The 12,684-nt window shown below is 61.7% G+C and carries 15 protein-coding genes; 13 read left to right on the top strand and 2 right to left on the bottom strand.

Annotated elements, in window-relative coordinates; all coding sequences use genetic code 11:
• Position 1: 1 nt before the first annotated feature.
• The 11 genes from tmk to AC07OT_RS07405 all read left to right on the top strand — a co-directional run bounded on the left by tmk (position 2) and on the right by AC07OT_RS07405 (position 10,206).
• Complete coding sequence (gene tmk, locus AC07OT_RS07455; RefSeq protein WP_495107806.1) at positions 2 to 634, top strand: dTMP kinase; 633 nt, start codon at positions 2 to 4, stop codon at positions 632 to 634.
• Positions 627 to 1,616, top strand: coding sequence for a DNA polymerase III subunit delta' (locus tag AC07OT_RS07450; RefSeq protein WP_495100593.1), 990 nt, complete (start codon positions 627 to 629; stop codon positions 1,614 to 1,616). The genes tmk and AC07OT_RS07450 overlap by 8 nt, the downstream gene beginning before the upstream one ends.
• A gap of 63 nt (positions 1,617 to 1,679) precedes the next feature.
• Positions 1,680 to 2,465 carry a TatD family hydrolase gene (locus AC07OT_RS07445; protein WP_065939055.1) on the top strand — a complete coding sequence of 262 codons (786 nt, stop codon included), beginning with the start codon at positions 1,680 to 1,682 and terminating at the stop codon, positions 2,463 to 2,465.
• Between the two features lie 444 nt (positions 2,466 to 2,909).
• On the top strand, positions 2,910 to 3,578 hold the full coding sequence (locus AC07OT_RS07440) for a TetR/AcrR family transcriptional regulator (protein WP_027607814.1): 669 nt from the start codon (positions 2,910 to 2,912) through the stop codon (positions 3,576 to 3,578).
• Positions 3,579 to 3,692: 114 nt separating this feature from the next.
• On the top strand, positions 3,693 to 4,661 hold the full coding sequence (locus AC07OT_RS07435; RefSeq protein ID WP_027607815.1) for a GTP 3',8-cyclase MoaA: 969 nt from the start codon (positions 3,693 to 3,695) through the stop codon (positions 4,659 to 4,661).
• Between the two features lie 144 nt (positions 4,662 to 4,805).
• Positions 4,806 to 5,411 (top strand): DUF4823 domain-containing protein, encoded by a 606-nt coding sequence (locus AC07OT_RS07430; protein WP_027607816.1) that lies wholly within the window; start codon positions 4,806 to 4,808, stop codon positions 5,409 to 5,411.
• Positions 5,412 to 5,427: 16 nt separating this feature from the next.
• On the top strand, positions 5,428 to 5,988 hold the full coding sequence (locus AC07OT_RS07425) for a DUF1285 domain-containing protein (protein ID WP_065939054.1): 561 nt from the start codon (positions 5,428 to 5,430) through the stop codon (positions 5,986 to 5,988).
• A gap of 70 nt (positions 5,989 to 6,058) precedes the next feature.
• Entirely contained in the window at positions 6,059 to 6,772 is a 714-nt protein-coding gene (locus AC07OT_RS07420; RefSeq protein WP_330216323.1) for a GntR family transcriptional regulator, read from the top strand.
• A complete protein-coding gene (locus tag AC07OT_RS07415) occupies positions 6,769 to 7,770 on the top strand; it encodes an ADP-ribosylglycohydrolase family protein (RefSeq protein ID WP_115489004.1) in 1,002 nt (333 codons plus the stop codon). The genes AC07OT_RS07420 and AC07OT_RS07415 overlap by 4 nt, the downstream gene beginning before the upstream one ends.
• 59 nt (positions 7,771 to 7,829) lie before the next feature.
• On the top strand, positions 7,830 to 9,296 hold the full coding sequence (locus AC07OT_RS07410) for a purine-cytosine permease family protein (protein ID WP_137212984.1): 1,467 nt from the start codon (positions 7,830 to 7,832) through the stop codon (positions 9,294 to 9,296).
• Positions 9,289 to 10,206 (top strand): PfkB family carbohydrate kinase, encoded by a 918-nt coding sequence (locus tag AC07OT_RS07405; RefSeq protein WP_495107805.1) that lies wholly within the window; start codon positions 9,289 to 9,291, stop codon positions 10,204 to 10,206. The genes AC07OT_RS07410 and AC07OT_RS07405 overlap by 8 nt, the downstream gene beginning before the upstream one ends.
• Positions 10,207 to 10,257: 51 nt before the next feature.
• On the opposite strand, the gene AC07OT_RS07400 is transcribed toward AC07OT_RS07405, so the two are convergent.
• On the bottom strand, positions 10,258 to 10,524 hold the full coding sequence (locus AC07OT_RS07400) for a hypothetical protein (RefSeq protein ID WP_027607822.1): 267 nt from the start codon (positions 10,522 to 10,524) through the stop codon (positions 10,258 to 10,260).
• 51 nt (positions 10,525 to 10,575) lie between these two features.
• Positions 10,576 to 10,908, bottom strand: a complete 333-nt coding sequence (locus AC07OT_RS07395) for a hypothetical protein (protein ID WP_027607823.1) — start codon at positions 10,906 to 10,908, stop codon at positions 10,576 to 10,578.
• Between the two features lie 199 nt (positions 10,909 to 11,107).
• Between AC07OT_RS07395 and AC07OT_RS07390 the strand changes: the two genes are divergently transcribed.
• Both AC07OT_RS07390 and AC07OT_RS07385 read left to right on the top strand, forming a co-directional pair.
• On the top strand, positions 11,108 to 11,587 hold the full coding sequence (locus AC07OT_RS07390; protein ID WP_027607824.1) for a GNAT family N-acetyltransferase: 480 nt from the start codon (positions 11,108 to 11,110) through the stop codon (positions 11,585 to 11,587).
• 238 nt (positions 11,588 to 11,825) lie between these two features.
• A complete protein-coding gene (locus AC07OT_RS07385; RefSeq protein WP_495107804.1) occupies positions 11,826 to 12,647 on the top strand; it encodes an SDR family oxidoreductase in 822 nt (273 codons plus the stop codon).
• Positions 12,648 to 12,684: the final 37 nt, after the last annotated feature.

The raw sequence follows: 12,684 nt of genomic DNA, 5'->3' as shown, positions 1-12,684 counted from the left end.
TGTGACTGGCTTGTTTATTACCCTGGAAGGCCCCGAAGGCGCCGGCAAAAGCACCAACCGCGATTACCTGGCCGGCCGCTTGCGGGCTGAAGGTGTCGAGGTGGTGTTAACCCGTGAGCCCGGCGGTACACCCCTGGCCGAGCGCATCCGTGACGTGTTGCTGGCCCCAGGCGAAGAACAGATGAACCCGGACACCGAGCTGCTGCTGGTGTTCGCTGCCCGTGCCCAGCACCTGGCCGAGGTGATTCGTCCGGCCCTGGCCCGCGGTGCCGTGGTGATCTGCGACCGTTTTACCGACTCCACGTATGCCTACCAGGGCGGCGGCCGGGGGTTGTCCCTGGCGCGTATCGCCACCTTGGAAACCTTTGTGCAGGGTGATCTACGTCCCGACCTGACCCTGTTGTTCGACCTGCCGGTGGCAGTGGGCATGGCCCGCGCCAGCGCCCGTGGGCGTCTCGACCGTTTCGAACTGGAAGGCCAGGTTTTTTTCGATGCTGTGCGCAGCGCGTTTCTCAAGCGCGCCCAGGCTGAACCGGCGCGCTACCACCTGCTGGACGCGGCCCAGCCGTTGACGCAGGTGCAGCAGGCCATCGACGCCCTGTTACCCAAGCTGTTGGAGCGCGCCCGTGGCTGAAGCCTACCCGTGGCAGGACGGTCTCTGGCAGCAGTTGGCCGGCCGTGCCCAGCACGCCCACGCCTATTTGCTGCACGGGCCGGCAGGGATTGGTAAGCGTGATCTGGCTGAGCGACTCATGGCCAGCCTGCTGTGCCAGCGCCCGGTCAACCTTGAAGCTTGCGGCGCGTGCAAATCCTGCCTGTTGCTCAAGGCCGGCAGCCACCCGGACAACTACCTGCTCGAACCCGAGGAAGCCGACAAGGCGATCAAGGTCGACCAGGTGCGTGACCTTGTCAGCTTCGTGGTGCAGACCGCGCAGATGGGCGGGCGCAAGGTGGTGCTGATCGAGCCGGTGGAGGCGATGAACATCAACGCCGCCAATGCCTTGCTCAAGAGCCTGGAAGAACCCTCCGGCGACACGGTGCTGTTGCTGGTGAGCCACCAGTCCAGCCGCTTGTTGCCGACCATTCGCAGCCGGTGCGTACAGCAGGCCTGCCCGTTGCCGAGCGAGGCCATGAGCCTGCAATGGCTGGCGAAGGCGCTGCCGGATTGCTCCGCAGAGGAGCGGATCGAGTTGCTGACCCTGGCGGCCGGTTCCCCGCTGGCGGCCGTCAAGCTGCAAGCCCAAGGTGTGCGTGAGCAACGCGCCCTGGTTGTGGATGGGGTGAAAAAACTGCTCAAGCAAGAGCTGTCCGCCACCCAGTTGGCTGAAAGCGCCTGGAAGGACATTCCCTTGCTGCTGCTGTTCGACTGGTTCTGTGATTGGTCGAGCCTGATCCTGCGCTACCAGTTGACCCAGGATGAAAACGGCCTGGGCCTGCCGGACATGCGCAAGGTGGTGCAATACCTCGCGCAGAAAAGTGCCCAGGACAAGGTGCTGACTATCCAGGACTGGATCCTCGCCCAGCGCCAGAAGGTGCTCGGCAAGGCCAACCTCAACCGTGTGCTGTTGCTTGAAGCGCTGCTGGTGCAGTGGGTTGGCTTGCTCGGCCGGCGTTAATTTCCGTGGCCGACGGGTGTATCGTTGGCCAGACACTTTCCGTGACCTAAGTCGTAATTTCCTATGCTTGTAGATTCCCATTGCCACCTTGATCGCCTTGACCTCGCCCAGCACGGCGGCTCCCTGGATGCTGCCCTCGACGCTGCACGCCAGCGTGGGGTAGGGCATTTCCTGTGCATTGGTGTCAGCGCCGACAATGCTGCCGACGTCAAAGCCCTGGCCGAGCGTTATGCCGATGTGGATTGCTCGGTGGGTATACACCCGCTGGACCTCAAGCCCGGCGAAGCCCCGGCCCTCGACTGGCTGCTGGGCGAACTCAATCACCCGCGCGTGGTGGCCATTGGCGAAACTGGCCTGGACTACCATTACGAGCCGGAAGCCGCCGAGTTGCAGCAGGCCTCGTTTCGCCTGCATTTACAGGCCGCCGGGCAAACCGGCAAGCCGGTGATCGTCCACACCCGTGGCGCCCGTGCCGACACCCTGGCCCTGCTGCGCGAAGCCGCGTTGCCCCAGGCCGGCGTGTTGCATTGCTTTACCGAGGATTGGGACATGGCCAGGGCCGCACTCGACCTGGGGTTCTATATTTCCCTGTCGGGTATTGTCACTTTCCGCAATGCCGATGCCCTGCGCGACGTGGCGCGCCAAGTGCCAGCCGACCGCCTGCTGGTGGAAACCGACTCGCCGTACCTGGCGCCGATTCCCCATCGTGGCAAACCGAACCTGCCTGAATATGTGCGGGATGTGGCGGACTACCTGGCGATGCTGCGCGGTGAGTCCTATGAGCGCTTTGCCGAGCAGACCACCGAGAACTTCAAGCGCCTGTTCCCGCTGGCCCACGTTGCTGCATGACAGGACTGAATCGCAGGCAAAAAAAACCCGGGTTCTGGGGGGGGAATCCGGGTTAAGACCATTAGGAGTAAAACAAGGGCACACAGTCCGTCGGTACCCAGGTCGGCGCTTCACTTGGGGGAGATGTCACGCCGACAGTTCAAGTATTGATCAGTATCTGATTCAGTCCAGTCGCGACTGATCGTTTTTTAAACAGATTTGGAATACATGCGCTTCGCTTGAGTTCTCATTGGGCAGTGCACGGGCGCAGTTGTTGCGTATTATTTCTGACTGGTAGACATGAAAACGTTGGCGCCTTGAAAGTAAAGTGCAGGGCGGGTTCACATAGACGTTGCCCAACGACCGTTCAGTCGGGATAATCCCTCGCACTGGGTAAATCGTATCGCCATGTATTCGTGGCCCTGCGCAGCCCTCCCTATTCCGACCTTTGCAGACCTCTTCCTCATGCACAAAGAACCCCGTAAGGTCCGTGAGTTTCGCCGCCGTGAGCAGGAAATTCTCGACACCGCACTCAAGTTGTTCCTCGAACAAGGCGAAGACAGCGTCACCGTCGAGATGATCGCGGATGCCGTGGGTATCGGCAAAGGCACCATCTACAAACACTTCAAGTCCAAGGCCGAGATCTACCTGCGCCTGATGCTCGACTATGAGCGCGACTTGAACGAGCTGCTGCATTCGGCCGATGTCGACAAGGACAAGGAAGCGCTGTCCCGCGCCTACTTCGAGTTCCGCATGCGCGACCCGCAGCGCTACCGCCTGTTCGACCGCCTGGAAGAGAAAGTGGTCAAGGGCCATCAAGTGCCGGAGATGGTCGAGGAGTTGCACAAGATTCGCGCCTCGAACTTCGAGCGCCTGACCCTGCTGATCAAGGGCCGCATCAGCGAAGGCAAGCTTGAAGACGTACCGCCGTACTTCCACTACTGCGCCGCCTGGGCCTTGGTGCACGGCGCCGTGGCGCTGTACCACTCGCCGTTCTGGAGCAATGTGCTGGAAGACCAGGAAGGTTTCTTCCAGTTCCTGATGGATATCGGTGTGCGCATGGGCAACAAGCGCAAGCACAGCTCCGAGCCGGCACTGGTTGAAGCGGCCCCCGTCGAAACCCCGGCCACGTAATGATTTACTGCCAGGCGCAGTAACCCAGGAATATACTCAGGCAAGGATCTTGCTAAAAGCTGATTTATCAGTCAGTTTTTAGCGCGCCCGAATCATCCTCTGCCGGAGTGATCCATGATCGTTGATCGTCAAGGCAGGCGTTTTCGCAATTTGCGGATCAGCCTGACCTCAGCCTGCAATTACGCGTGTACCTACTGCGTGCCGAACGGCAAGCGGCTGGTGGCTGCCCAGGACGAACTCTCGGCCGAGGCCATGGCCCGTGGCGTGGCCTACCTGATCGAGGCGGCGGGCATCGACCGCTTACGTATCACCGGCGGCGAACCGCTGGTCAGCCCCAAGCTGGAAGCCTTCATGGGCGCGGTGGGCGGCATGGGCCTCAGCGACATCAGCCTGACCACCAACGGCCAGTTGCTGGCGCGCAAACTGCCGCTGCTGGTGGATGCCGGGATTCGGCGTATCAATGTTTCCCTCGACACCCTGGATGCCGATGCCTTTCGCAGCATCGCCCGTGGCGGCGACCTGGCCACCGTGCTCGATGGCATGGACCAGGCGCGTGCTGCGGGGATCAAGATCAAGGTCAATATGGTGCCGTTGCGCGGCCAGAACCTCGACCAGGTGATGCCGCTGCTCGATTACTGCCTGGAGCGTGGCTACGAGCTGCGTTTTATCGAGTTGATGCGCATGGGCCACCTGGCCAAGGACTCCAATGCATTCCTGCAGCAGTTCGTCAGCCTGCAACAACTGCTCGGCCTGATCGGCGAACACCATGAATACCTGCAAGCCAACGCTCCCGTGGACGCTACGGCGGTACGCTACGAGGTGCCGGGCAAAGGCTTCTTTGGCGTGATCGCCAACGAAAGCGTGCCGTTCTGCCGCACCTGTTCACGGCTGCGCTTGTCGTCGACCGGCTGGCTGCATGGCTGCCTGTCGTCGAGCAACCGTCACTATGTCGGCGACCTGTTGGACAAGCCTCGCCACCAGGCGCTGCCGGCCCTGCAAGGCCTGCTGATGAAGGCCTTGGGAGACAAGCAGGAAGTGGCTTTCTCCGGCGGCGCGACGGTCATGAAGATCATCGGCGGATAATGCTTTCCCAAGATTAAACATCAGCCAATGTGGGAGGGCGCAAGCTCCCTCCCACATTTAGTTCTGCGTTGTTTCCAAATGGCGCGGATTCTGCATCTCGTGCCCATTCGCCGGTTTTCCGTCACCGGCTTCTGGAGGATTAGGATGCGTAGTCTGGTTTTGTTGCTGGCGTCGTTGACGCTGAGTGGTTGCATGACCGTCAGCGATATGGCCGAAGGCACCCGTTATCAGATGAGCGACGCCGGGTTGCTGGACCACAGCGACACTCGTCGGACTGCCTCGGTGCGCATACAGCCGGATTCCTTTGTCTTTATCGCCCAGGGTGCATTTGTACCGCCCGGCAGCGCCTACCCGCGGCCGAATGTGGTGGCCGAGGAAGCCTTCAACGGTTTCGTCGAATACTTTCCCATGGTGCGCCGCGCTCGTCAGCCGGAAGGCCTGGAGCAGGCGATGGCCGAGGCCCGTGCGGCGGGTGCCCACTACCTGCTGTACTGCCGCTTCGCCAAGGCCGATGACCGTATCGGCAACGCCGACGAATGGGCTGATCAAGAGGCGCTGGACCGGCTTGGCCTGGACAACGGGGTAATCCAGATCATGTTGATCGAGACCAGCACCCAGTATTTGATTGATACTGCACGTATACGCAGTCGTGGCGGTTTACTGACGTTCCACGACAACAAGCCAGAAGACCTGATTGCCCGCCCCTTGGCGCAGTACGCCCGAGGCCTGCTGGGCATGGGCGATCAGTAACACCAAGGAGAACACCATGACCGATTCCGCCAAGGCCAACGATCTGTTGGCTCAATTGCCCAAGGGCAAGGGACCGGCGCCGGTGCATCTGTGGAACCCGGATTTCTGCGGCAACATCGATATGCGCATCGCCCGTGACGGCACCTGGTTCTACCAGGGCACGCCGATCGGGCGTAAGCCGATGGTCAAGTTGTTCTCTACTATCATCCGCCGTGATGGCGATGATTACTTCCTGATCACCCCGGTGGAAAAAGTCGGTATCACCGTCGATGATGCGCCCTTTGTCGCGGTTACCCTCGACGTCGAAGGGCAGGGCGAAAGCCAGGTGCTGCGCTTCACCACCAACGTCGACGAACAGGTTGCAGCCGATATCGAGCATCCACTGCGGGTGGTGATCGACCCCGTCACCCAGGAACCGTCCCCTTATCTGCGGGTGCGTACCAACCTCGAAGCCCTGGTGCATCGCAATGTGTTCTATCAATTGGTGGAGTTGGCAGTGAGCCGCCCGATCAATGGTCAGAACTGGCTTGGCGTATGGAGCGGCGGCGAGTTTTTCCGTATTGGCCTGGAGCCGTGAAGCCGGTTTTTTCATCTCCCTGAAATAATTCCCTTGCTGCAAATGGCCGCTTTCGGTTATCAATTTGTACATGATTAGACATGTCCGATTTGATAAGAAAAAACGCGTCGTCGACGAGCTCATCCGCCGTATCGAGGGAGGGGTGATGGCCGACGGTTTCCTGTTGCCGGGCGAGCATCAACTGGCTGAAGAGTTTGCGGTCAGCCGGGGCACGCTGCGTGAAGCCCTCGCCGAACTCAAAAGGCGCAATTACATCGCGACCCAGAGCGGCGTGGGCTCCATCGTCACATTTGATGGCATGGCCCTGGATCAAACCAGCGGTTGGGCCCAGGCCCTGGCGGACACCGGGGCCCTGGTGACCACCGATATCCTGCGCCTGGAAGCGGTGACGCGCGCCGATCTGTTCAGTCGCTTCGGCACCGACCAATTTATCGCCCTCGACCGCCGTCGCCGCACGACTGATGGCACGGCCGTTTCCCTTGAGCGCTCGCTGATGCCCGCGTCCGGTGGCGTGGAAAGCCTGCCGCGCGTTGGGCTGATCGACAATTCCCTGACCATCACCCTGGCAGCCTACGGTTACGTAGGTGCCGAAGGTGACCAGTGGATCGGCGCCGAGCCCCTCAGCGATGAAGACGCCGAGCTGCTTGGCCGCCCGGTGGGCACGGTGTTCCTCAAGGCCTCGCGCACCACCTACGATCGCCGCGAGCGCTTCATGGAGTACGTCGAAAGCCTGCTCGACCCTCTGCACTTTCGCCTGCACCTGCAGTTTGGATCTTCGAAATGACCCCGAATACCCGCGCCCTCGGCGCTTTCTACGGCCTGGCCTTGGGCGATGCCCTGGGCATGCCCACCCAATCCCTGAGCCGTGAGCAAGTGCAACAGCGCTTCGGTGCCATTACCGGCCTGGAAGATGCCGACGCCGACCAACCCATCGCGCCCAATATGCCGGCGGGTTCCATCACCGATGACACCGAGCAAGCGATCCTGGTGGGTGAGTTGCTGGTCGAGGGCCAAGGCAAGATCGACCCCGCCGTGCTCGCCCGGCGCCTGATCGATTGGGAAGCGGTGATGCGCGCCAAGGGCTCCCAGGATCTGCTCGGCCCGTCGACCAAGCGTGCAATCGACATGATCCTCAACGGCCATACCCCGGAAGAATCCGGGCGCTACGGCACCACCAATGGCGCCGCCATGCGCATCACTCCCGTGGGGATCGCCGCCAATGTCAGCGACCCGGCGCGATTTATCCAGGCGGTGATCCAGGCCTGCCAGGTCACCCACAACACCACCCTGGGCATCTCCAGCGCCGCGGCAGTGGCGGCGGTGGTGTCCGCAGGCATCAACGGTGTGGACTTGGGTGAGGCCTTGAATATCGGCACCCAGGTGGCTCAACAGGCGGAAGGCCATGGCCATTGGATTGCCGGCGGGCGCATCTCCACCCGCATCAGTTGGGCGCGCACCCTGAGCGTCGGCAGCGGCGACACAGCCCTGTTCGCCGACCTGCTGTATGAATTGATCGGCACCTCCGTCGCCTCCCAGGAGTCGGTGGTGGTGTCGTTTGCCCTCGCCCAGCAAGTGGCGGTGGGGGCCATGAACGCGTTCGAAGCCCTGTGCCTGGCCGCCAGCCTGGGCGGCGATACCGACACGATTGCCGCGATGCTCGGCGCGATGCTCGGTGCCTGCCTCGGCCTGCAGTGCTGGCCCGAATCGATGATCGAACAGGTCAAGCAGGTCAACGGCCTCGATCTGCAGCCGTTGGTTCAAGGCTTGCTCGCATTGCGCTGAGTCAGGAAGACCGCGTATCCGCCACAACCACAACAATACAGGCACCAGGAGCACCACTCATGAGCAGCACTTCTTCCGGCCAAAGCGCCGGGCAATTGGAAACCCGCGGTATCGAACCGGTCCCTGAAGGCGAGTGCAACGGCCATCCACTGCAACTGTTCTGGGTGTGGTTCGCCGCCAATATCAGCATCCTCGGCCTGCCCCTCGGCGCCACCCTCGTGGCGTTTCGCGGCCTGGCCATCTGGCAGGCGATCATCGTCGCGATCCTCGGCGCCGCGGGCTCGTTCGCCGTGGTGGGCATCATCTCCATCGCCGGCCGTCGCGGCCGTGCCCCCAGCCTGACCTTGTCCCGCGCCATCTTCGGCGTGCGCGGCAATATTGGCCCGACGCTGGTGTCGTTGATGTCGCGCCTGGGTTGGGAAACCGTCAACACCACCACGGCGGCCTTCGTGTTGCTGTCGTTGTGTTCGATTCTGTTCGGCTCTGCGGTGGAAGCGAAAAGCGCACCGGTCCTCACCCTGATCTTCATCGGCATTTTCGTGTTGCTGACCTTGGCCGTATCGGGCCTGGGCCACGCCACCTTGCTGGTGATCCAGAAGTGGGCCACCTACGTGTTCGGCGCGTTGAATATCCTGGTGGGCGGTTTCCTCTGCGCCACCATCGACTGGAGCGCGGTGTTCAACGCCACCCCGGCTCCCCTGAGCGCCATGATCATCGGCATCGGCACCATGGCCGCCGGTACCGGTATCGGCTGGGCCAACGCCGGTGCCGATATGTCGCGCTACCAGCACCGCAGCGTCACGGCCGTGCGCCTGGTCGCGTCGGCGGCATTTGGTGCAGGCATTCCGCTGGTGTTGCTGATTACCCTTGGCGGCCTGCTGTCGGTCGGCAACAACGACCTGGCCGCGGCCACTGACCCGATCATCGCGATCCGCGACATGCTGCCCACCTGGATGGCGGTGCCGTACCTGATCACCGCGTTTGGCGGGCTGCTGCTGTCGAACAACCTGTCGGTGTATTCGGCCGGCCTCACCACCTTGACCCTTGGCCTGAAGGTCAAGCGCGTGCATGCGGTGATCGTCGACATCGTGGCGATCTTCGCCGGTTCCATCTACTTCATGCTGATCGCCGACAGTTTCTACGGCCCGTTCATCACCTTCATCTCGTTGCTGGCGGTGCCGATCACCGCGTGGGTAGGGATCTTCGTGGTCGACCTGATCCATCGTCACTACTACAGCCCCAAGGACCTGCTGGACGTGAGCCCGAGCAGCGCCTACTGGTATCGCGGCGGTGTGGAATGGCGTGCCTTCGGCGCCTGGGCCGTGGCCATCGTGCTGGGTTTCAGCTTCACCACCATCGGCACCACTGCCGAGAACATCTGGTTCGCCGGGCCGTTGTCCGACTCCTGGCTCGGCCACAACGGCCTGGGCTGGATCGTCACCTTCCTGGTTGCCGGTGGGATTTATGCGGTACTGGGCGGCGCGGCTGACCGTCGTCCGGCGTTGGTAGAGAGCCCTAATGTCTAGATTGCTGCACACCGGCCAGGTCATCGTCGACCTGGTCATGGCCCTCGACACCTTGCCCGCGACCGGCGGCGACGTGCTGGCCAAGTCCGCCAGCTTCGAAGCTGGCGGGGGCTTCAATGTGATGGCGGCGGCGCGGCGCAATGGCTTGTCGGTGGTCTATCTGGGCCGTCACGGCACTGGCCGCTTCGGCGATCTGGCCCGCGCGGCGATGCAGGCCGAGGGCATTGACATGGCCCTGGCAGCCAGCAGCGCAAAGGACACTGGTTTGTGCGTGTCCCTGACCGAAGCCACTACCGAGCGCACGTTCATTTCCCATATCGGCGTCGAGGGTGAACTCAGCCAGGAGGATTTGACCACCGTCGTACCGCGTGTCGACGACTACGTCTATGTCAGTGGCTACAGCCTGCTCCTGGAAGGCAAGGCCCAGGCGCTGATCGACTGGCTGCTGGCACTGCCCCGGGAAGTCGTGGTGGTGTTCGATCCGGGGCCGCTGGTCAAAGCGCCGGATTCGGCCTTGATGGGTGCGCTGTTGCCACGTATCGATATCTGGACCAGCAATGGTCCTGAAGCCTTGGCGTTTACCGGCGTGGCGGACATCGCTGCCGCGTTGCCGGCGCTCAGCCAGCACCTGCGCGCCGAGACGCTATTGGTGGTGCGTGACGGACCGAATGGCTGCTGGGTGGGGCGTGCGGGTCAGATCGAGCATGTGCCTGGCTTCAAGGTACAGGCGGTCGACAGCAATGGTGCGGGGGATGCGCATGCAGGAGTGTTTATTGCGGGGTTGGCGGCGGGTTTGAAACCAGCGGCGGCAGCACGGCGGGCGAATGCAGCGGCAGCCTTGGCGGTGACGCGTTGGGGGCCGGCAACTTCCCCAGGCAGCGCCGAAGTCGACGTATTACTCACCGAATAAGCGCGGAAAAAATGTGGGAGGGGGCCTCCCACATTGGGTTTTGCATGAGGGCTACTGGCGCGTCTCACCTTCAAGCTTGCGCGCTTCATCTACACCTGACGCCGTCAACTTGATCGGCAGATTCAGCGAGTATTCACCGGCGTCGTCGGTGGTCACATGCCCATCCTTGATCAACCCGCGGTCCTGCAGAAATGCCAACGCACTGGCGACCACTTTCTCTCCGCGGTAGTTATCCAGCACCTCCTTGCCCAGCCCCTGGGGATGAGCGTGCAGCAGGCGGGTGAGGACTTCTTTTTCAAGGTCTTTATCGACGTTCATGCGTACCTCTTCATTGGGGAATGATCGGGTGTTGCGATTGTGTGTGAAGCGTTAAGGCGCAGGCTGTTTCGGCGCGCCCGGCAGGTTCGAGTCATCGCCTTTATTGATCTTCGGCTCATTCACCGAAGGACCCATTTTGCCGTTGCCGACGGCAGCGGGAGCCTGGCGTTGGGTATCGTGGCCCTGGGTATGCGGGTCGGCACCATTGGTGTTATCGATGACCGCGCCGCCGTTGGTGTCCAGGCCGGTGCCCATGGATTTCTGCGATTCCGTGGTGGCGTCCGGGTTGGTAGGACCGGTGGACGACGTGGCAGCGAAACCACTCAGCGAAACCGAAGACAACAGGCCGGCAAATGCGAGGGCGGCAAACTTGGAATGCTTCATGAGGGTGTCTCCATATGATTGATGTCCTTACCCTCTATTGGTCAGTTGTGCCTTGATGATCGTGCCTGGGTGGCGACGAACGGTGCCGTGACACCTGTAAGATTTTGTGTGTCGGCTGCCGGGTTCCCCATAAATTGCACTGCAATCAGTCATCAAAGCGCCTTAGTATGTGTGCTTTGAAATTGCCCAAGGCTCGCCCATGACCATCGAGATTCGCCCCGCCGTGCCCAGCGATGCTGCGCAGATCCTGACTTTCATCACCGAACTCGCCGAGTACGAGAAAGCCCGGCATGAGGTGATCGCCAGCGTGGTGGACATCCAGCGCAGCCTGTTCAGCGAAGGCGCCACGGCCCATGGCCTGATCTGCTCGCGGGATGGCTTGCCGATTGGGTTTGCGGTGTTCTTTTTCAGCTATTCCACATGGCTGGGCAGCAACTGCCTGTACCTGGAAGACTTGTACATCAACCCGGAACAACGTGGCGGCGGGGCGGGCAAGAAGTTGTTGCGCCACCTGGCGAAGATTGCCTTTGATAACGGGTGCGCGCGCTTCGAGTGGAGCGTGCTGGATTGGAACGAGCCGGCGATTGCCTTCTACAAATCCATCGGCGCCCAGCCGCAGGAGGAGTGGGTGCGTTATCGCATGGAAGGTGATGCGCTGCGGGACTTCGCCCTCGGCTGAAGCCACCTTCTTGAACACACTGTAGATCAAATGTGGGAGGGGGCTTGCTCCCGATAGCGGTGAATCAGTCAGCCTTTCTGTAGCTGACGTGCCGCTATCGGGAGCAAGCCCCCTCCCACATTATTTTTTGATTTTGCTCACTATATGGGATGCAAATTTATATATTGAGATATTTCAAATGATGGGTTTATAGTCGTCTGCATCAGCACTCACTGCCAAAAATAAAACAGGTGAAGCGATGCAGCCCCAACCGTTGTCATTACCCGCCGTGCCCGAGCCAACCTACGGCGAGCGCCTGAAGAACAAGGTGGTGATCATCACCGGCGCCGCTCAGGGCATTGGTGAGGCGATCGTCGCGTGTTTCCAGGCCCAGCAGGCGCGCCTGGTGATCGCCGATATCCAGGGCGAAAAGGTCGAGAAAGTCGCTGCCCACTGGCGCGAACGCGGCGCCGAGATCTACGCCCAACCCGTCGATATCACCTCCAAAGCGCAATGGCTGGCGCTGGTCAATGTGGCCATTGAGCGCTTCGGCCGGGTGGATGTGCTGGTCAACTGCGCCGGGGTCAACGTGTTCCGCGACCCGTTGGAGATGAGCGACGAAGACTGGCGCCGTTGCTTCGCCATCGACCTCGACGGCGCCTGGTACGGCTGCCGCACGGTGTTGCCGCACATGCTCGAGCAGGGCATCGGCAACATCATCAATATCGCCTCCACCCATTCCAGCCACATCATTCCCGGCTGTTTCCCTTACCCGGTGGCCAAGCATGGCCTGCTCGGCCTTACCCGCGCCCTGGGTATCGAATACGCGTCCAAGGGCATCCGCGTGAATGCCATCGCTCCTGGCTATATCGAGACCCAGCTCAACGTCGACTACTGGAACGGTTTCCCAGACCCCCACGCCGAGCGCCAGCGCGCGTTCGACCTGCACCCGCCCAAGCGCATCGGCCAGCCCGTCGAGGTGGCGATGACGGCGCTGTTCCTGGCCACCGACGAGGCGCCCTTTATCAATGCCACCTGCCTGATGATCGATGGCGGGCGGTCGGTGATGTACCACGACTAGAACTTGCCACTCCCAATAACAACAAGAGGTGCCGTTC

The sequence above is a fragment of the Pseudomonas sp. GW821-FHT09C10 genome (assembly GCF_059418085.1).
This window is presented reverse-complemented; position numbering and strand designations above follow the sequence as displayed.